This window comes from Streptomyces sp. NPDC053079 (assembly GCF_044546695.1).
Lineage (GTDB): Bacteria > Actinomycetota > Actinomycetes > Streptomycetales > Streptomycetaceae > Streptomyces.
Genome location: NZ_JBITZJ010000003.1, coordinates 359,299 through 377,662 on the forward strand (window position 1 = coordinate 359,299; position 18,364 = coordinate 377,662).

17 protein-coding genes and 3 pseudogenes are annotated in these 18,364 nt (G+C 72.5%); 12 read left to right on the forward strand and 8 right to left on the reverse strand.

Annotated elements, in window-relative coordinates; translation table 11 throughout:
- Positions 1 to 14 precede the first annotated feature (14 nt).
- From ACIGXW_RS13940 to ACIGXW_RS13960, 5 genes are all read left to right on the forward strand, one after another.
- Positions 15 to 1,043 (forward strand): 3-oxoacyl-ACP synthase III family protein, encoded by a 1,029-nt coding sequence (locus ACIGXW_RS13940; protein ID WP_399573003.1) that lies wholly within the window; start codon positions 15 to 17, stop codon positions 1,041 to 1,043.
- Positions 1,040 to 1,780: a glycosyltransferase gene (locus ACIGXW_RS13945; protein ID WP_399573005.1), complete on the forward strand. Its 741-nt coding sequence runs from the start codon at positions 1,040 to 1,042 to the stop codon at positions 1,778 to 1,780. Before ACIGXW_RS13940 ends, ACIGXW_RS13945 begins: the two co-directional genes overlap by 4 nt.
- Positions 1,780 to 3,255 carry a class I adenylate-forming enzyme family protein gene (locus ACIGXW_RS13950; RefSeq protein ID WP_399573007.1) on the forward strand — a complete coding sequence of 492 codons (1,476 nt, stop codon included), beginning with the start codon at positions 1,780 to 1,782 and terminating at the stop codon, positions 3,253 to 3,255. Before ACIGXW_RS13945 ends, ACIGXW_RS13950 begins: the two co-directional genes overlap by 1 nt.
- Before the next feature lie 155 nt (positions 3,256 to 3,410).
- Positions 3,411 to 4,571 carry a cytochrome P450 gene (locus tag ACIGXW_RS13955; protein ID WP_399573009.1) on the forward strand — a complete coding sequence of 387 codons (1,161 nt, stop codon included), beginning with the start codon at positions 3,411 to 3,413 and terminating at the stop codon, positions 4,569 to 4,571.
- Complete coding sequence (locus ACIGXW_RS13960; protein WP_399573011.1) at positions 4,568 to 5,530, forward strand: NAD-dependent epimerase/dehydratase family protein; 963 nt, start codon at positions 4,568 to 4,570, stop codon at positions 5,528 to 5,530. The genes ACIGXW_RS13955 and ACIGXW_RS13960 overlap by 4 nt, the downstream gene beginning before the upstream one ends.
- On the opposite strand, the pseudogene ACIGXW_RS13965 reads toward ACIGXW_RS13960, so the two are convergent.
- Both ACIGXW_RS13965 and ACIGXW_RS13970 read right to left on the reverse strand, forming a co-directional pair.
- Positions 5,463 to 5,747, reverse strand: a pseudogene (locus ACIGXW_RS13965) (ATP-grasp domain-containing protein); the annotation flags it as partial. The gene ACIGXW_RS13960 and the pseudogene ACIGXW_RS13965 sit on opposite strands and share 68 nt — an antisense overlap.
- A 112-nt stretch (positions 5,748 to 5,859) precedes the next feature.
- Positions 5,860 to 6,420 (reverse strand): GNAT family N-acetyltransferase, encoded by a 561-nt coding sequence (locus ACIGXW_RS13970; RefSeq protein WP_399573014.1) that lies wholly within the window; start codon positions 6,418 to 6,420, stop codon positions 5,860 to 5,862.
- A gap of 185 nt (positions 6,421 to 6,605) precedes the next feature.
- Between ACIGXW_RS13970 and ACIGXW_RS13975 the strand changes: the two are divergent.
- Positions 6,606 to 7,082, forward strand: a pseudogene (locus tag ACIGXW_RS13975) (DUF3995 domain-containing protein); the annotation flags it as partial.
- A gap of 195 nt (positions 7,083 to 7,277) precedes the next feature.
- Here ACIGXW_RS13975 and ACIGXW_RS13980 read toward each other — a convergent pair.
- On the reverse strand, positions 7,278 to 7,592 hold the full coding sequence (locus tag ACIGXW_RS13980; protein ID WP_399573521.1) for a hypothetical protein: 315 nt from the start codon (positions 7,590 to 7,592) through the stop codon (positions 7,278 to 7,280).
- 468 nt (positions 7,593 to 8,060) lie between these two features.
- On the opposite strand from ACIGXW_RS13980, the gene ACIGXW_RS13985 reads away from it, so the two are divergent.
- From ACIGXW_RS13985 to ACIGXW_RS13995, 3 genes are read left to right on the forward strand one after another with little or no spacing between them, the layout of a single operon-like run.
- On the forward strand, positions 8,061 to 9,290 hold the full coding sequence (locus ACIGXW_RS13985; protein WP_399573016.1) for an NAD-dependent epimerase/dehydratase family protein: 1,230 nt from the start codon (positions 8,061 to 8,063) through the stop codon (positions 9,288 to 9,290).
- Complete coding sequence (locus ACIGXW_RS13990) at positions 9,290 to 9,514, forward strand: hypothetical protein (protein WP_399573018.1); 225 nt, start codon at positions 9,290 to 9,292, stop codon at positions 9,512 to 9,514. The genes ACIGXW_RS13985 and ACIGXW_RS13990 overlap by 1 nt, the downstream gene beginning before the upstream one ends.
- Positions 9,515 to 9,537: 23 nt before the next feature.
- Positions 9,538 to 10,443 carry a glycosyltransferase gene (locus ACIGXW_RS13995; RefSeq protein ID WP_177338731.1) on the forward strand — a complete coding sequence of 302 codons (906 nt, stop codon included), beginning with the start codon at positions 9,538 to 9,540 and terminating at the stop codon, positions 10,441 to 10,443.
- 498 nt (positions 10,444 to 10,941) lie between these two features.
- Here ACIGXW_RS13995 and ACIGXW_RS14000 read toward each other — a convergent pair whose 3' ends face one another.
- On the reverse strand, positions 10,942 to 11,397 hold the full coding sequence (locus ACIGXW_RS14000; RefSeq protein ID WP_399573020.1) for an ester cyclase: 456 nt from the start codon (positions 11,395 to 11,397) through the stop codon (positions 10,942 to 10,944).
- A 76-nt stretch (positions 11,398 to 11,473) separates the two neighbouring features.
- On the opposite strand from ACIGXW_RS14000, the gene ACIGXW_RS14005 reads away from it, so the two are divergent.
- Positions 11,474 to 12,133 carry a TetR/AcrR family transcriptional regulator C-terminal domain-containing protein gene (locus tag ACIGXW_RS14005; protein ID WP_399573022.1) on the forward strand — a complete coding sequence of 220 codons (660 nt, stop codon included), beginning with the start codon at positions 11,474 to 11,476 and terminating at the stop codon, positions 12,131 to 12,133.
- Positions 12,134 to 12,171: 38 nt separating this feature from the next.
- Here ACIGXW_RS14005 and ACIGXW_RS14010 read toward each other — a convergent pair whose 3' ends face one another.
- Together ACIGXW_RS14010 and ACIGXW_RS14015 are read right to left on the reverse strand one after the other, a co-directional pair.
- A complete protein-coding gene (locus ACIGXW_RS14010) occupies positions 12,172 to 13,314 on the reverse strand; it encodes an NAD(P)/FAD-dependent oxidoreductase (protein WP_399573025.1) in 1,143 nt (380 codons plus the stop codon).
- Positions 13,315 to 13,386: 72 nt separating this feature from the next.
- On the reverse strand, positions 13,387 to 13,758 hold the full coding sequence (locus tag ACIGXW_RS14015) for a hypothetical protein (RefSeq protein WP_399573027.1): 372 nt from the start codon (positions 13,756 to 13,758) through the stop codon (positions 13,387 to 13,389).
- 6 nt (positions 13,759 to 13,764) lie between these two features.
- Here ACIGXW_RS14015 and ACIGXW_RS14020 point away from each other — a divergent pair, with 6 nt between their 5' ends.
- Together ACIGXW_RS14020 and ACIGXW_RS14025 are read left to right on the forward strand one after the other, a co-directional pair.
- Positions 13,765 to 14,562, forward strand: a complete 798-nt coding sequence (locus tag ACIGXW_RS14020) for a helix-turn-helix domain-containing protein (RefSeq protein WP_399573030.1) — start codon at positions 13,765 to 13,767, stop codon at positions 14,560 to 14,562.
- 89 nt (positions 14,563 to 14,651) lie between these two features.
- Complete coding sequence (locus tag ACIGXW_RS14025; RefSeq protein ID WP_399573032.1) at positions 14,652 to 16,022, forward strand: MFS transporter; 1,371 nt, start codon at positions 14,652 to 14,654, stop codon at positions 16,020 to 16,022.
- A 56-nt stretch (positions 16,023 to 16,078) separates the two neighbouring features.
- Here the strand turns inward: ACIGXW_RS14025 and ACIGXW_RS14030 are convergent.
- Positions 16,079 to 17,152 (reverse strand): annotated as a pseudogene (locus ACIGXW_RS14030) (serine hydrolase domain-containing protein); the annotation flags it as partial.
- A gap of 200 nt (positions 17,153 to 17,352) precedes the next feature.
- Positions 17,353 to 18,357 carry a response regulator transcription factor gene (locus ACIGXW_RS14035; RefSeq protein WP_399573034.1) on the reverse strand — a complete coding sequence of 335 codons (1,005 nt, stop codon included), beginning with the start codon at positions 18,355 to 18,357 and terminating at the stop codon, positions 17,353 to 17,355.
- Between the last annotated feature and the right edge of the window lie 7 nt (positions 18,358 to 18,364).

Sequence of the window (18,364 nt, forward strand, 5' to 3'; positions counted from 1 at the left end):
ATAGCCTCCCTCCCATGAACAGTCAGAACGCCGTCGACGACGCTCCCGTCCGCGTCGGCATCACCGGGGTCGGCTCCTTCCTGCCCGGCCGGGTCATGACATCGGAGCAGTTGCGGCAGCGCATCACCGCCGGCAGTGGGCTGCCGCTGCCGGCCGGGATATTCGAGCGGGTCACCGGGATCCGCGGCCGCCGGGTCGTGGACGAGGGGGAGTACGCCTCCACCCTGGCCGTGCGTGCCGCGCGCACTGCGTTGGGCCGGGCCGGGCTCCACCCGCTCGACGTCGATCTGCTGGTGTTCGCCTCCGCCAGCCGCGACATCGTCGAGCCGGCGACCGCGCACATCGTGCAGGCCGAGCTCGGCTCCCGGGCGCACGCCCTGGACGTGACCAACGCCTGCAACAGCTTCGTCAACGGCATCGACGTCGCCCGCAGCATGATCCTGGCCGGGCGCGCCCGGCGGGCTCTGGTCGTCACCGGTGAGACGCCGAGCCGGGCGGTCCGGCACGACCCCGCGGATCTCGCGCAGTTCCGTGCCGGCTTCGCCGGGTACACCTTCGGCGACGCGGGCGCCGCAGTCGTCCTGGAGGAGGTCGGGCGCGGCGGGATCCTCGACGTGGACACCGCGACGCACTCCGAGCACTGGCCGGTCGGCGGGCTCTTCGGCGGCGGTTCGCGCCACCCGCGCGGGGACGAGCACACCTACTTCCACGGTGACGGCGGCGAGCTGCGCGAGGTGTTCGAGAAGGTCGGCACGTCGGTGCTGGACCGGATGCGGCACCGCACCGGCCTGGACTGGGCCGACTTCCGGCACGTCCTGGTCCACCAGGTCACGGTGCCGTACCTGGAGCGGTTCACGGAGATCACCGGCGTGCCCGAGGACCGTCTCGTCGTCACCGTCCCGGAGCTCGGCAACATGGCCAGTGCCACCCTGGGCGTACAACTCGACCTCGTACGGGACGGGCTGCGGTCCGGCGACCGTGTGCTGTTCGTCGGCCTCGGCGGCGGCGTCAGCATCATGACGATGGTCTGGGAGAAGGCGTGAGCGCGCTGTGGGTGGTGGTGCCCGCCCACCAGGAAGCCGCGCGGATCGGCGCGACGCTGGACGCGCTCGCCGCGCAGAGCGACCGGGACTTCACGCTCGTCGTGGTCGACAACGCCTCCGACGACGGCACGGCCGGCATCGCCCGCGACTTCGCCGAGCGGGCGCCGTTCCCGGTACACGTCCTCCACGAGCCGGACAAGGGTGTGGGCTGCGCCGTCGACACCGGATTCCGGTACGCGATCGGGCGGGGCGCGTCGCTGCTGGCCCGGACCGATGCCGACTGCCTGCCGCACCCCGGCTGGACGCGCGCCGCCCGGGCGGCGCTGGGGCGCGGCGCGGGCCTGGTGTGCGGCCGTATCGACGCCCGTCGCGACGAGCACGGCCCGCTCGGCCGGGCCGCGTTCCGCGGCATGGTGCGCGTCGCCGCGTTCTTCGGCCGGGTGCGTCCCGCGCACCGGCGCCGCCACGGCTACCTCGCCCCGTACCGGATGCACGCCGGCAACAACATGGCCGTCACGGCCCGGCTGTACGAGGCCGTCGGCGGGATGCCGCGCCGCCCCTCCCCCACCGACCGCCTCTTCCTGAACCGGGTGCGCCGCCACACCACCGCCATCGTCCACGCCCGTGACATGGTGGTGGAGAACTCCACCCGGCGCCTGCGCGCCTACGGAATCGTGGGGACCGCCCGCTGGTACCTCGACAGGGGCCCGGGCCACCACGGGGAGGACCCGCGCTGATGCTCGACGCCCTCGCCCACACCCTCCGCGCCCACCCCGGCCGTCCCGCCGTGCTCGGCACCACCCGTACCGGTGCGGTCCGCGCCAAGGCCACCTGCGGGGACCTCGCCGACCTCGCCGACCGCTACGCCGCGGCCCTGCACGCCCGGGGCGTCGAGCGCGGCGGCACGGTCGGTGTCGCGGTACGACCGGGTCCGCGCGCCCTGGCCGTTCTGCTCGCCGTGCACCGCCTCGGGCTGCGCGCCGCGGTCCTCGACCCCGGCGCGGGACCGGAGGTCCTGCGCGCCCGGCTCGCCCTGGCCCGGCCCGACGTCGTCCTGGCGGACGCGGCCGCCCAGGCCGTGGCCGGCTGGGCCCGGCCGCTCGCCCGCCGGGCCCGCCTCGCCCTGCCGGACCTGGCCGGGCTGGGCCCGGTGGCCACGGTCGGCCCACGGCTGCCCGGCTGCGCCCCCGCCCTGAACGCCGGCCTCAGCGGGACCGCCCTGCCGCGCCCGGTGGACGAGGACGGTGACGCGGTCATCGTCTTCACCTCCGGCACCACCTCCCGGCCCCGCGCCGTGGTCCACACCCGTTCCTCCCTCGCCGCGGGCATGGCGACGGTGACGGGTCTCGTAGGTCCGCGGCCCGGCCGCCCGGTCCTCGGCGGAACGTTCTTCGTCCTCGTACCGTCCCTGGCGAGCGGCGCCCCCGTCGCACTGCCCGCGCGTTCGCCCCGCGTCCTGGCACGGCAGATGCGGCGCCTCGGGCCGCAGGCCACCTACCTGACCCCGCCTCAGCTCCGGGCCGCGCTGGCGGCGGAAGCACGGTTCACCGGACGGGTGTGGACGGGTTCCGCCCCGGCGAGCGCCGACCTGCTGACGCGCGTCAAGAACGCGGGGGCGGACGAGGCGTGGGGGGTGTACGCGCTCACCGAGCTGTTCCCCGCCGCCGCGGTCGAGCAGGCGGACAAGGCGGCCTTCACCGGCGCCGGCGATCTGATCGGGGCCCCGCTGCCGGGTGTCCGGGCCAGGACCGGTGAAGCAGGTGAGCTGCTGCTGTCGGGGCCCGCCGCCCGGGACCGCTACCTCGGTGACGAGCCCGATCCCTGGGTCGCCACCGGCGACCGGGGCAGGCTCGAGGACGGCCGGATCGTCCTGGAGGGCCGCTGCAAGGACATGGTGCTCCGGCGTGCGGAGAACATCTACCCGGGCCTGTACGAACCGTCCTTGCACGTGCCCGGCGTCGAACTCGCCGTCCTGGTCGGCGTTCCGGCCGGTGACGGTGACGAGCGCCTGGTCGCCGTCGTCCAGCCGGCCCGGGGAGCCGACCCCGACCGGCTGCGCGCCGCCCTGGCCGGGCCGCTGGACCGGATGGGCTCGGCCCGCCCGGACGCCCTGCTGTTCGCCGGCATCCCGCTGGCCGGCCGCTCGCTGAAGCCCGACCGCGCGGCCACGGCCCGCCTCGCCGCCGAGCGCCTCCGGGGAGCGGGCCGATGACGACGGCCGGGACCGATGTGACGCCGGGGGCGATGGCGCCCGACTTCGACGCGCCGCGCGTACCACCGCAGCGCCGACCCGCAGACGACGTCCCGCTCAACCAGCGCCGGAAGTCCTCGGACGTCCCGAGCCGGCGAACGGATGGTGCATGTCCCGTGGCCAGCCCTGCCACCGACCGCGCAAGCCGCACGGCACGCCGTCGCGACCGGCGTGTGTACACCCGCTCCCACCCGCTGCTGTTCGCCCTGCTCGCCGCGGGCCGCCGCGGGCCGGTGGCCCGGCTCGGCCGCGCGGTGCTGGTGCACGGCGCCGAGGAGTACCGGTACGCCCTGACCCGGATCCCGCTGGACCGCACCGCCCCCGGCACCACGGGCGGCGCGGCCCGCGAACTGTCCGGTGGCACGCTGCTGTTCGACCAGGAGGGCACCGGTCACCGCGACACCCGCCGCTCCCTCGCGGGGGATTTCGGTGCGGCCGGCGTGGAACGGCTGCGCCCGGTGTGGCAGGACGTACTCGTGCGCCACCTCGCCCCACTCGACACCGGCCGCACCGTCGATCTGGTGCCGCTGGCCCGTGAGCTGGCCGGGGCGACCGTCTGCGCCCTGCTGGGCGTCGCCGCCGACCCGCTGACCGTCGCGGAAGCCGCGGCCGAGGCAGCGGCCGCGGCCGTACGCGACCATCTGCCCGGGCCGCGGCGGCCGGGAACCGCCCGGGCGGCGGCCGCCGCGACGGCGCGGCTGGAGGAACTGCTCGCTCCGGCCGGCTCCGGCTCCGGCTCCGGTGCGGCCGGGAACGCGGACGCCGGGCTTCGGGCCATGCTCGCCGTCGCCGCCGTCAACACCACCGTCGCCGCCCTGCCGCGCGCCGTCGCCTGGTGCGCGGACGCCGGGCTGTGGGAGCAGGCGGCCGCCGACCGTCTGCGGCCCGCCCTGGTCACCGAGTTGCTGCGGGTCACCGCCCCTTCCCCGCTGCTGCCGCGCGTGGCCGCCGCCGACGCCGACCTCGACGGCTGCCCCGTACGGGCCGGCGACCGGCTGATCCTGGTGGCCCGCCACGCCGCGCGGGCGCACAGCGACGCCCCGGACGCCCACCACCCGGCACCACCGGCCGTGGCACAACTCGTCTTCGGGGCCGGTACGCATGCCTGTCCGGGCGCACGGCTGGCCCGCGCGCAGCTCGACGACGCCCTGGCCGCGCTTGCCCTTCACCGCCCGTCCGTCGTACGGGCCCGGGTGGACCGGCGGGCGGCGCTGCCCGGCTGGCGGTCCCTGACCGTCCGGGCGGCGCACGCCCAGGCACCGACGGAGCACCGATGACCACGATCGCCGTCACCGGAGCCAGCGGTTTCTGCGGCTCCCACGTCGCCGCCACCGCCGCCGCACGAGGGGCGAACGTGCTGTGCGTGGGACGACGCCCGGGCCCCGTCGGCCGGCACATCCCCTGGGACGCGTCGACCGCCGTGCCCGATCTCACCGGCGCCGACGTCGTCGTCCACTGCGCGGCGGCGGTCGGCGACCCGGTTCCCGGTTCACCGGCGGAGGCGGCGATGCACGCGGTGAACGTCGACGGCACCGCACGCCTCCTCGAGGCGGCCGCCGGGCGACCGGTGGTCTGGGTGAGCAGTGCCAGCGTCTACGCGCCGGGCCCCGGACGGTCCCGGATCGCCGAGGACCATCCGGTGCGGGGGCAGTTGAACGCGTACGGTCGTACGAAGGCGGCAGGCGAGGCCCTGGCGCTGGCGGCCGGTGCGGTGGTCCTGCGACCGCGCGCGGTCTACGGTGCCGGGGACCCCCACCTGGTGCCCCGGCTGCTGGCCCGCGTCCGCGCAGGCCTCCTCCTGCTGCCGGGCCGCGACGTCCCCCTGAGCCTGACGGCCGTCGAGAACCTCACCGACGCCTGCCTTGCCGCTGCCCGTTGGGCACCGGGCGCCTACAACATCGCCGACCCTGTGCCGTACCGCCGCGACGCGGCGATACGAACCGTCCTGCGCGCCCATGGCGTACGGGCCCGGATCGGCCACCTCCCCCTGCCCGTGGCCCACTCCGCGGCGACGGCGGCGGAGGCGCTGTCCCGGCTGCGGCCGCGCGTCGAACCTCCGCTGACCCGGTACGCCGTCGACCAACTGGCGCACAGCGTCGTGCTCGATGTGTCCAAGGCGGAACGTCAGGGATGGACGGCCGGCAGGACCTTGGCCGATTACGCGGTCGCTACGGGGCCGCGGGCTGTGGCAGGGGGCGGGCGGGAGCGCGGAGGTACGGGCGGTTCCGGTCGGTGACGGCGCCGGCCGGACCGGTGGCCCGGAGGATGACGTCGAGGGCGCGCTGCGGGTCGGCGGTGTACATGCCGCTGGCCCAGGCGGCGTTGGCCTCGATCACCGCCCAGCGTCCGTCGATCGTTCCCACGTCGACGACGATGGCGGTCGGCAGCGTGTGACCGCAACCGGCCAGCAGCTCCGCGCCGAAGGCGGCGGCGTCCTGTCTCCGCCGATGCGGTGAGCCGGGGTGGCAGGACGAGCGTCATAAGCACCGATCATGACGCAAGGCCGGTGGCCACCCCACCGAATATCCGAACCGGATATCGGACGGAAACCCGCGGCCGAAAGGTTCAGACCGCCTGCTCGTCCGCCCGCCAGTCCGGGGCGAGCACCGACCAGATCTCCTCGTCGTGCCGCTTTCCGCGGTACAGGTAGCTCTGCCGCAGCACGCCGTCCTTCGACATCCCGAGCCGCCGGGCCACCGCGATGCTGGGCTCGTTGGTCGCCGAGACCCACCACTCCACGCGGTGGATGCCCCGCTCCCGGATCGCCCAGTCGATGATCACACGCACGGCCCGGGTCACCAGCCCCTTGCCCACGGCCGACGGCTCCAGCCAGCAGCCCGCCTCCGCGGTGCCCTGCTCGACGTCCATCCTCCGGAAGAAGACCGCGCCGACCAGTGTGCCGTCCGTCCGGATGCCGTAGAGCCGCCCGGTGTCGGTCGCGGCCCTCTGCGCGTAGGCCTGGAGGAAGGCCCGGCTCGACTCCAGGTCCGCGACGACGTCGGGCAGTGCGTTGTGCTGCCCGATGAACTCCCGGCCCCGGTCGATGTGGGCCAGGAACTCCTCGGCCTGCCAGGGCTCGAGCGGCCGGAGCTCCGCGCCGTCGTCGCCCAGGGATATCGCGTACATGGTCACCTTCCACGGTTGAAACGGGACACACTGCGAGTGGATCTTCGCATGGGCGGTGGCGGCGACCTATCCGCGCCTCACGACGGACACCTCACCCACCGGCGGAGAACGGGTAGCTCCCATGGGGGAGGTGGATCCTCCGTCCGGATGACGCCCCGTGGTCGGGATCCGGCCAGGGTGGAGGCATGGCGATCAACCACTCTTGGGACGGCGCGGTGCGTCCGCTCCTCCGTCGGACGCGCCGTGTGCGCCTGGGCCAGTGGCCCGGGTTCGCCGTTGCGGCTTGGGGGCTCCTGTTTGCGGTGCCCAGTTTCGTCTGGGCGATGGGCGGCACTCTCGGGGCGCGGTCGACGGTGGCTCCGTCGCTGATGAAGCTCGCTCAGGACCGGGTGCCCTGGTTCCTGGCCGTGTTGTGGGTGACCGGCTTCCTGAAGCTCTTCGGGGCGCTGATCGGGATCGGCCTGCTACGCCGCCGCGGCACGTGGACCAGCCGTCTGCTGGTGTTCTGCGGTGGCGGCGCAGCGGCCCTTCTCATCTGGCACGGAGGTCTCTTCGTCGTCCACGGGGTGCTGGTCGAGGCCGGGGCGCGCTCTGTGGCACCCGACCTCGCCGGGCTGACCCGTTGGTATCTCTGTCTGTGGGGGCCGTGGTTCATCGCCGGCGGCCTGGCCTTCGCCGCGGCCACCATGCGCTATGTCCGCCGATACGACGGGCGGCGGGAGGTGCGGCTGTGCGGTGCTGTCGGGGTGCTGGGCGCGTTGCTGCTGTCCTTGGCGTCGACGGTCACCGGGATCGGGGGAGCGCGTCGTTGGCCCGAGCCGTGGCCCGACAGGTCCGGCCGCGCCTCCCGGGCCCCGTCACATGGCGATGATCACCCCGGCCATCGCCACCCAGCACACCGCCACCAGCAGGGGAAGCATCACCATGATCAGGCCGGTCGGCGAGGACTTCAGCCGGCCGTTCTCCGCGGTCCCCGTCTGTCTGCCCACTATGCGCTGGCCGCCGTGCCACGCCATGGACTCCTCCAGGTCGATCACCGCGTTCTTGCGCAGATGTCCGCGGCGGGGGTCGGCCAATCGGGCGAGGTCGCCGACGGGGTAGCGGATGACGGGCATGAGCCGACGCAGGAGGTTGGTGGCCAGGATCCGCCCGGTGCGGCCGAGCTCGGACAACGGCCGACCGGTGTCGGGGTCGGCGATCCCGAGGATGGTGTGGGTGAGTTGGTCTGGTACAGCCGTGGGTCGTCCTGGTCGGGGACCGGGGTGGCGAGGATCCCGACGTCGGCGGTGACGTAGGCGAACGGGCGCGGCTCGGCATGGGGGTACGCCTCGGTGAGCAGAGTCCGCTGGTCGGCGTAGAGGGCTTCGCCGGCGGACAGCAGGTTCGTCACCCGGTCGCCCGGCCGGAGCCCGGCGACGATCATGCTCGCCTCGGTACAGGCAACGGTTGCGCGCAGTTGGGAAACGTCACCTGGCTCGACAGGACCCTTTAGCATAAAACTCGCCTAATCGTGACCGAATATTCCGTAATTCACGCGATGAGGTGGAATATCGCCATGGATCACCCGCCTGTGTTCTCTTGGGAGGAGAAGCCACGCAACCGTGGTCCGCCTCCGGGAGGGATGAGGGGGTGCCGACGCTGTGCGCGTATTCATCGCGGGAGTCGACGGATATCTCGGCTGGCCACTGGCCCAGCATCTTTCCGCACGAGGCCATGTCATCGCCGGCGCCGACGCCCTGCTGCGGCGTAACTGGGTCGCGGAGCGGGGATCGGTCAGCGCCATTCCGATCGCCCCAGTCGATGAGCGACTGACTGCCTACCGTGAGCTCTCCGGCTCCTCACTGCCCTTCCACGCCCTGAATCTGCGGGACCACTCCGCATTGGGCCGGGCGCTGGCCGACTTCGCGCCGGATGCCGTGGTGCAGCTCGCCGAGTGTCCCTCTGCCCCGTACTCGATGATCGATTTCCGGCACGCCGATTTCGTACAGCGCAACAATGTCTCGGGCACCTTGAGCCTGCTGTTCGCGATGCGTGAGCACTGCCCCGACGCCCATCTGGTCAAGCTCGGCACCATGGGTGAGTACGGCACGCCCGATGTGGACATCCCGGAGGGCTTCTTCGAGGTCGAGTTCCGTGGTCGGCGGGACCGGCTCCCCTTTCCCCGGCAAGCGGGCTCCTGGTACCACTGGAGCAAGGTCTTCGACTCCCACAACGTCGCTTTCGCCTGTCGGCTGTGGGGGCTCGGCGCCACCGACGTCATGCAGGGCATCGTCTACGGCAGCTGGTGCCCGCCGGCCGATCCACGGCTCAACAGCCGACTGGACTTCGACGAGGCGTTCGGCACCGCCGTGAACCGGTTCTGCTGCCAGGCAGTGATCGGACACCCCATCACCCCGTACGGAAGCGGCACCCAGAGCCGCGCGCTGCTGTCGCTGGCTGATTCGATGCAGTGCCTCACCCTCGCCCTGGAGCACCCGCCCACTCCCGGCGAGTACCGGGTCTTCAACCAGCTGCGCGACGTCCTGTCCATCAAACAGCTCGCCGAACTCGTACGGGACGCCGCCGACTCATTGGGGATCACCGCGCACATCGCCACCGTCGACAATCCGCGCAGCGAGGCGGAAGCGCACCACTACAGCCCGGACAGCGAGAACCTGCGCGCACTGGGCTTCAAACCCTCGGCGCCCATCGACGAGGAACTGCGGCGAATGATCGGCGACCTCCTGCCGCACGCCGACCGCGTCAAGGCCCACGCCGACAGGCTGCCGCCGACCGTCCGCTGGCACCCCGGTCCGGCACCGGCCGCCGGGGAAGTGCCGGACTCTTCAACGCAAGTCACATCCGACCCATGGCAAGAAGGAGATCGGTAATGAGTACGAAACTCCAGCAGATCATGCTGTCCGCGGCCGAGGACCCCGCGACCCTGAGCGAACTGCGCGACGACCCCCAGGCCCTGGCCGACCGATTCGGCCTGACCTCCGCCGAACGCGTCCGGCTGGCCCAGGCGGAGCACCTGAGCCCCCAGCCGACGGGCGAGTACTTCACGATCACCATCCCCATCACCATCACCCACACCCACGGCATCGGCCTGTGACATCGAGCTCGCCTGGGATCAGCGTGGTGCTACCCGCGCGGGACGAAGGCGACCGGGTCGGGGCCACCGTGGCCTCGGCCCTGGGCGCCGCCACCGTGCCCGACGACATCGAGATCGTCGTCGTGGACGACTGTTCCTCACCTGCGGGGCGGCCGAGGGTCACCGCCGGCGCGGACCGGCGCCGGGTACGAATCATCCGCTCCAGCCGGCACCTCGGAGTGGGCGCCGCACGCAATCTGGCCGCCCGGCACGCCAGTGGCCGGCTGCTCTTCGTCACGGACGCGCACACACGCTTCTCCGACGGCTGGGACAGCGTGGCCCGCAAGCTCATCGCACCGCGGCGGATCCTGTCCGTCACCATCCGGGACCAGGCATCGGCCTGGCACGGCTACGGCTGCCGCCTCGTGATCCCGCACATGGGCACCCACTGGAACACGAGCCCTCCCGGACCCACCCCCCATGTCCACGTCGCCTCCTCCGCCGGGACCGTCATCGAACGGACACTCTTCGAGCTCCTCGGCGGCTACGACGAGGGGATGGTCCACTACAGCGGCTTCGAACCCGAATTCAGCGTCCGGGCATGGCGCTCCGGTGCGGAGATCGTGCACACCACCGACATCGAGATCAGCCACCGCTTCAAGCCCAGGGAGGAGGTCACCGCGTTTCTCGGCTCGGCCCGCACCGCGATGGTCCACAACTGCCTGCGTTTCGGCACGGCTCATCTGCCCGAATCGATGATCCTGGAGATGGTGCGGCTCCACGCACTGGAGTTCCCGGACCACATCCGCGAGGCACTGCTCATGCTCGAGGAGCGGGGTGCCTGGCGCCGACGCGAGCAGCTGGCCGCGTCACTCCCCTACGGCTTCGCGTGGTTCGTCCGGCGCTTCGCACTCCGCGATCAAATCGGCCGACCGGTCCCCGAGGCCTGATGTTCTCCAGGTCGTCCATTTCCCCTCCGTACCGCGCGCCGGGATCGCGTCAGACCCCCAGATCAGGGAATGAGTGCGTACGTGGTCCTGGGTCCTCGGCGGCCCCGGCCGTGGTCGCCGCCGCACTACGGACAGGACGATGGTGAAGGCGGCCCAGACGCTCATCGGGGATCCTTCCGCGGGGCGGACGAAGTCGGTGCGGTGGTGGGATGCGCATGCACGTCGGGGGCGAAGAACAGGTCCGTCAGACCGTCGAAGGCCGTCAGAACGAGCCCGAGCACAGCCCCTGCTCCGACGGCCACCCACAGGCCGGCGGCCTGTACGGGCCCGGTACCGTCGGCGAGGCAGGAGAGTGGAGCAACGCCCGGGAAAACGTGAGGGGATGCCCTTGCGATGGTGCACTTTCAAGCCGCGTGGCGCAATACAGATGACAGACAACGTCCTTTTCAGGACGCCGGGTCCGCGCCTCACGGTGGCATCACGACGAGAGGCGGTGACTCAGGACTCGCTCGGCCAGTCCCATCCCAGTTGCAGGAACATGCCGAGCCGGTCGCTGACCGCCCGGATCTCGGCGATCTTTCCCGCCCGCAGGGTGAAGATCCAGATCTGCTCCACCTCGAACGAGCGGTGCGTGGGCTCCGGCATCCGGGGGTGGTGGCCGGTGTGGGTGCCGGTGGCCAGGATGTGGGCCACCACCGTGTCGCCCTCGGCTATGAGCCGGCGCGGGGTCATCTTCGCCTCGCCGAACGCCTCGAGCTGCTGCCGGAAGCCGTCGAAGGCGGCACCGGGCTCGTCGGCCTCGCCGTGAATGATCTTGTTGTGATCGATGACATCGGCCGCCATGTACCGCCCGAAGTCGGCGGTGCGCCGCTCGTTGACCGCCCGGAAGAAGCCTTCGACGGCCTTCTTGTTGTCGCTCGCCATGCTCGTCCCCATGTCCGCCTGCCCACTCATTCTTACGTCGTAAGTTTCTGACGCGGGATAGGATCGCCTTACGGCGTAAGAAAAGTCAAGGGCGGGTGGATCCGGCATGGTCGCGAAGAAGCGGACACGAGGCGAGCGCGCAGGCCTGACCAGGGACCGTGTCATCGACGCGGCCCTGGACCTGGTCGATCGCGAGGGACGAACGGCGCTGACGATGCGCCGGCTGGGCACCGAGCTGGGCGTGGAGGCGATGACCCTCTACCACCATGTGCCCAACAAGGAGGCACTGTTGGACGCCCTCGTGGAGCGGATCTTCGCCGAAGCCCTGCCCCTCGCGGACGAGGACGCGCACTGGCGGACGCTGCTGCGAACGTACGCCACCTCCCTGCGCGAGGCCCTGCTGCGTCACCCCGGCGTGCTGCCCCTGGTGACGGGCCGCCCGGCGGTGACGCCGGCGACGCTGGACGCCGTGGAGCGGTGCCTGAAGGCCCTGACGTCGGCGGGTTTCGCGCTCGGCACGGCCGTCGACGCCCTCAACGCCCTGTCCCTCTTCGTGGTCGGCCACACCGCCGCCGAGGCCGCCGCTCCCCCGGCCGACGCCGCCGGCTCCCCCTCATGGCTCGGCGGGCTGGACGCCGGGCGCTACCCGCTCGTCGTCGAGGCCGCCGGCACCGGGGCGGGCACGGACGACGCACGGCGGTTCCACTTCGCGGTCGAAGCCCTGCTGACGGGCTTCGCCGAGGCCGGCGCGGCACACAGCGCCTGACCGTCTCTCCATGACGCCGACGGTAACGCGGCAGCGCCCTACGCCTGCCGCGCAGAGGCAGAGGGGCGAATACCCCGCATCGTCGGAATCGTGCTGCGGATGACGCCTTCCTTGAAGACCGCCGCAGCCCGTCCGGTCAGTAACGCGTTGCGCGGACTGTCGTCGGCTCGGGTGAACTGGACGATGCCGTCGCGGCGGCCGAGGCTGATGTTGGTGAAGGCATAGGTGATCCGTACGGGCTCGGGCTCACGGTCGCCCGTCAACCGGCCGGCGACGACGTCGGCCACCCGGCGGCCCATGAGCAGTGCCGTCTGGCAGGACATGCGGGTGACGGCGCCGTCGGTCGCGTACCCGGCGGCGGCGTCCCCGATCGCGTACACCTCGGGATGGGAGAGCGAACGCAGGCTGTGGTCGACCTTCATCCGGCCGAGGTCGTCCGTGGCGAAGCCGGCCTCTCGCGCGAGAGCGGGCGCCCGGAAACCGGCGGCCCATAGGACGGCGTCGGTGGCGAAGGGCGCGCCGTCACCGGTCACCAACGCGTTCTGGTGCACTTCCGCCACGACGGTGTGCGGGTGAACGGTGATCCGCAGCCTGTCCAGCGAGCGCCGCAGGTGCCGCTGGGCCCGGGGTGACAGCCCGCCTCCTGTGTCGGAGCCGGTGAACAGCCTCACCCGCAGCTCGGGGTAGGTCTCGGCCAGCTCGGCGGCCGCCTCAAGCCCGGTCAGGCCACCCCCGACCACCGCGAGGGTCCCACCGGAGGCGATACGGGCCACCCGCCGCCGTAGTCGCATCGCTTGCCCGATGCCGTCGATCGTATGGACGTGCTCGGCCGCTTCCGGCAGGTCCTCGACGCGGGTGTGGCTCCCCAGGGCGTAGACCAGCGAGTCGTAGGCGATCGCGTGGGGCGCACGATCGATCCGCACGGTGCGGGTGGCAGGGTCGATCGCGGTCACCCGGGCGACCAGCAGCTCGACGCGTGTTCCCCTCAGGAGGTCGGGCAGCGGCAGGTCTCTCGCGTCCTGTCCGGCGGCGAGTTGGTGGAGCCGGACCCGTTCGACGAACTGGTCGGTGGCGTTGACGAGTGTGACGGTGACATCTGTGCGGCGCAGCCGTCGGGCTGTGCGCCTGGCGGCGGTGAGGCCGGCGTAACCGGCGCCCACGACCACTATGTGATGGCTCATGTTGTGCCTCGTATGGAGAGATACGGAGAGATACGGAGAGATTTCGTCGGAGAGAAGCGGAGAAGAGCGGCGTCAGGGTGCGGTCAGTGCCACCGCTGCCGCCCAGCCGATGTAGAGGACGTTGACCAGCAGCCGCGCCACCGCGCCGAGCGGGCGCTCCAGCACGCCGGGCCGATCGGACCGGGCGTGCCACAAGGCGTCGACGTGGGAGACCAGATACGCGGTGATGAGCACGGCGGCGGCCCACCCTCCGGCCGACCGGCCCCACGGCATGAGGACGAGCGCGCCCACGAAGATCTCCGCTGCTCCGGTGGCGGCCACCCAGGGGTCGGCCTGACCGAGCCACTGCGGTACCAGCGCACGGAAGTGGTCCGGGATCAGGAAGTGCGCGATCCCGACAGCGATGAGGAATACCGCAAGCGCGATGGCGGCGATAGCGTGCATGGCGCGATGATCCACTCCACACGCGCCTGGGCGCTTGAACGAAACGATCGCCGGCTGGTCTTCGCCACCGGCACCGAGGCGACGATGTTCGCCGAGTCCGGTGCGTTCCGCGTCACCCGTCACCTCCACCCCGCGTGGAAGGTCGTTCTGCCGGTCGGCGGCCATGCCGAGATCGGGCTGGACGGGCGGAACCCGCTCGCGGCGGCCGGGCTGATCGTGCCTCCCCAGCTCGCCCACACCTGCGTGACGACCTCCCCCTACGCCGCCCTCTTCATCGACCCTTGGCTCCTGCGCGGGGCACCGGGGGAGCCGGTACCGCTCGATGCCACCGCCGTGCGGCGCCTCCTCGACGCCCTGGGCACCACCGGCGTCGACGGCCCCGGCAGCGCGCCGGACCTGACCGCTGCCCACACCGAACTCGCCGAACTCACCGCCTTCACCGGCGCCGCGCTCCCCCTCGACCCACGGGTGGCCCATGCCCTGAGAACGGCCACGCACCCGGGCCCTGGGCCCGGCCCCTCCCTCGACTCCATCGCCACCGATGTCGGACTCTCGGCACCACGGCTTCGCGCGTTGGTCCATGCCTCCGTGGGCATCCCGCTCGCACGGCTGCGCCAGTGGGGACGGCTGCGTACGGCCTTCGCCGCCCTCCCCGACGCGACGGTGGCCGCGGCCGCTGCCGACGCCGGCTTCTCCGACCAGGCCCATCTCACGCGCACGGCCCGCAGCCTGCTCGGTCGCGCTCCGTCCACGCTACGCAGCGCTGCGGCCTCCCTCGAAGTGGCCCACTGTCATGAGGCCTGATTGGCCCGGATCACTGGGCCGTTCGCTGCCTAGAGTGATCTGGTCAAGACGGTGAGCGGCTCCTGGGCGGCTCGGCCCAGGGGAGTTCCATGTCGACACGGATCATGCCGCCCGCAGGGGCGCCGCGCGCTCTCGCCGCCGCCCAGTTGAGCAACTCCATCGGCGACGGCATGTACTACACGTGCTCGGCGCTGTACTTCACCCAGGTCGTCGGCCTGCCGCCCACTCACCTCGGCCTCGGCCTGACGGCGGCGTGGGCCGTCGGTTCCCTGGCCGGCGTGCCGCTGGGGCATCTCGCCGACCGGCGTGGACCGCGCGCCACGGCGGTGCTGCTCACCCTGGCCACCGCGGTGGTCGTCGCGTCCTTCCTCGTCGTCCGCTCGTTCGTGCCGTTCCTGATCGTGTCCTGTCTGTACTCCACCGCCCAGTCGGGCCTCGCGGCAGTCCGCCAGGCGCTCCTGGCCGGACTCGTCGAGCCGGCCGACCGCACCGGAGTCCTCGCCCACATGCAGTCGACCCTCAACGCGGGTCTGGCCGTGGGCGCGGCGCTGGGCGGACTGGCCCTGAGCGACGGAACCCGCGCGGCCTTCCTCGCCGTCTTCGCCCTCGACGCGCTCTGCTTCCTCGCCGGCGCCCTGATCCTGCTGCGGCTGCCCACGGTGCGGGCCACCCACAGGCGGACGGACGACGAGCCCCGGCTCGCCGTGCTGCGCGACCGGCCGTACGCCGTGGTCACGCTCCTCAACACGGTCCTGTTGCTGCGGCTGCCGTTGCTCAGCCTTGCGATACCCCTGTGGACCGCCTCCCGCTTTCCCGGACTGACCTGGCTGTCCTCGGCGCTCTTCGTACTCAACACCGTCGCCGTGATGCTCTTTCAGGTGCGTACCGCGCACGCGGTCACGGATCTGGGCTCGGCCTCACGCACGGTACGCCGCGCGGGTGTCCTCCTCCTCGTCTCGTGCGCCGTCTTCGCGGTGTCGGCCGCCCGCCTCCCGGCCTGGGCCGCTGTGGCGGTCCTCATCGCCGGCGCGACGCTCCAGGTCGTGGGCGAGATGAAGCAATCAGCCGGTTCCTGGCAGATCGGCTTCGACCTGGCCCCGCCCCACCAGATCGGCCAGTACCAGGGCTTCTTCGGCACCGGCGTCGCCGTGGCGCGCACACTCGGACCGCTGCTGGTCACCGCGCTCCTGATGACGTGGGGCGTGCCGGGCTGGCTTCTGCTCGGCGGGCTCTTCCTGGGCGCCGGCTGTGCGATGGGCCCGGCGGTCCGGTGGGCGGAACGCAACCGTCCCGGCGCCGGCGCCCCGTCGTCATCCGCACGGTCTCAGCGCAGAGTGTTGAGCCCGGCGCCGAGCGGCAGCTTCCGTTCCGCGCCCTTCGCCGGCTTGGCGGCTGTCCCGCAGAGGGCCTTGTCCAGCAGGCGTTCGAGCACCGCGCCCCCTGATGTGTCTTCCCCGTAGGGGTTGGACGACAACGCCAGGCTGCGGCTGCCGTTCTCGTTGCCGAGCAGTACGGTCGAATACCCGGCGATGCCGCCGAGGTGGCCCCACACCGGGCCGCAGGCCGTGTCGTAGCGGATCACGCCGAGCCCGTAGGAGGCGCCGGCGCCCAGGTCGGGGGCGGGGACGGTCTTCTTCAGCTCGGCCAGCTGGGCCGCCGGCAGGAGCCGGCCGCCGAAGAGGGCGGCGTAGAAGCGGTTGAGGTCGTCGGTGGACGAGATGCCCGCACCGGCCGTGCCGGCGACGGTGGTGTTGATCCGGCTGACGTCGGCCGGGCCTTCCGGCAAGGGAAAGTATCCCTTGGCGTGCGGGCCGGGGATGCGCGTCGAGGTCGTGGGCATGCTGGTGTCGTCCAGGCGCAGCGGGCGGATGACGCGTCGTTCCACTTCGCGCTGCCAGGTGCTGCCGGAAACCTTCTCGATCAGCATCCCGACGAGGATGTAGTTGGTGTTGGAGTACTTCCAGCCCCGGCCGGGCGGGAAGTACGGGTCGTGCCTGTTGGCGACGTCGACCACCTGCCGCTGGGTGTAGTTCTTCCACCGCCCTTCCGCCAGGAAGCGGCGCAGGCTCGCCTCGTCGTCGAGGGCGAATTGCGGGTCGTCGGTGTAGTTGAAGATGCCGCTGGTGTGGTTGAGCAGTTGCCGCACGGTGATCTCGGCGCCGTTGGGTACGACGCCGGGCAGGTACCGTTCGATCGGGTCGTCCAGCCGGACCTTCTTCTCGGCGGCCAGTTGGAGCGTCACCACGGAGGCGAAGGTCTTGGTGACGCTGCCGATCCTGAACCTGCCGTCGGCGCGGGCCCGTGCCCCGGTCGCGAGGTCGGCTTTTCCGGCCGCTCCCCGCCATGTGATACGGCCGCGGTCGCGGAGTTCGGCGAGCGCGGCCGACGCTCCGGCCCGGTCGACCAGTGCTCTGAGGTCCTCCCCCAGGTCGACGGGCTGGTGACGACCGTCCGAGACCGGCGTCGACGGGGCCGGGGCGGCCGACGCCATGGGCGCGATTGCGAGAACGGTCGCTCCGGCGAGAGCGGCCGCGGTCGCCCGCACGACCGCACGACGCCCGCGCCGAGCCGTTGGCCGGCTGTCGTTCATCTCTGTCCCCTCCCAGGGCCGGGGTCGTCCCACCGGCCCGCTGCGGAAACAGCCTCGCAGCCCGGCCCCGCCCGGGCGTCCCCCGCAGGTACAGCTCGCCCCCTCCTCCGGGAGGGAGCGTCAACCCCGATGAATCTCGGGGATGTTGGGCGTCCGATGCGACGTGAGGCGTACTCCACCGGGTGTACGCCCTCCCCCGGTCAGGACGCCGGTTCGAGGCCCCAGGCGACGGCCCGGCCCGCCGCGGCCGCGCGGTTGGGGACGTCGAGTTTGGCGAGGATGTGCTCGATGTGGGTGGCGACCGTGCGCGGGCTGAGGTAGAGGCGGTCGGCGATCTCCCGGTTGGTGCGCCCCTGGGTGAGTTCCGCCAGTACTTCCAGCTCCCGCGGGGAGAGGGCCGAGGGGCGGGCGACGGTGCGGCACACCACGACCGTCCCGGCGTCCTGGCGGGTCAGGCGCAGTTCGAGCGTCCGCTGCCGGTACGGCACCAGCACGGTGGCCGGTGCGCCCTGCCGGGCGGCCGCCCGCCGCAGCAGGGCCGCCAGCGGGGAGCCGGCCTCGGTGAGACCGGGCAGTGGCTCGCCGCTCACCACGACCGGGGCGGCGTCCCCGTCCTCCGGTACGAGCATGGCGCAGGAACCGCCGACGGCGTCGCCGGGTCCGGCGGGTCCGCCGGAGGAGCGGGGCCCGAGCAGCGGGTCGGTGACGGCCGCGAGGCACTCGCCGAGCAGGGTCATCACGGCCCGGACGGCCGGCTCGTCGCACCGTGCCCGGGTGGTGCTCACGTTGAGGACGCCCACGTACCGGCCGTCCGCGGCGAACAGGCACTGGGCCACGCCGTCCTCGACGCCCAGGGGCTGAAGGACCTCGTGGAACCCGGTGGAGGTCCGCCGCACCGGGCCGGGGACGTCGTGCCACCAGCGCGTGGTGTCGGCCGAGTCGCGGATGAGGGAGAAGCCGGGGTCGTCGTGCAGGCGGTTCTCGATGTACCGGGTGGCGCCGGCCGGGTAGCTGCCGGCCATCGTGAGGTGGCGGCGGCGCAGCGGGTCCCACCGGGACAGCGACGCGTGGTCGTAGTCGATCAGCTCGGACAGTGCCGTCAGGACGGAGTCCGCGCCGCCGGTGCCTCCTACGGCTCGGCGCGCGGTCTCCCGTACGTGCAGGGCGGCGCTCAGCACGTCCGTCGTGCTCTGCTTCACTGTCATCCGTTCA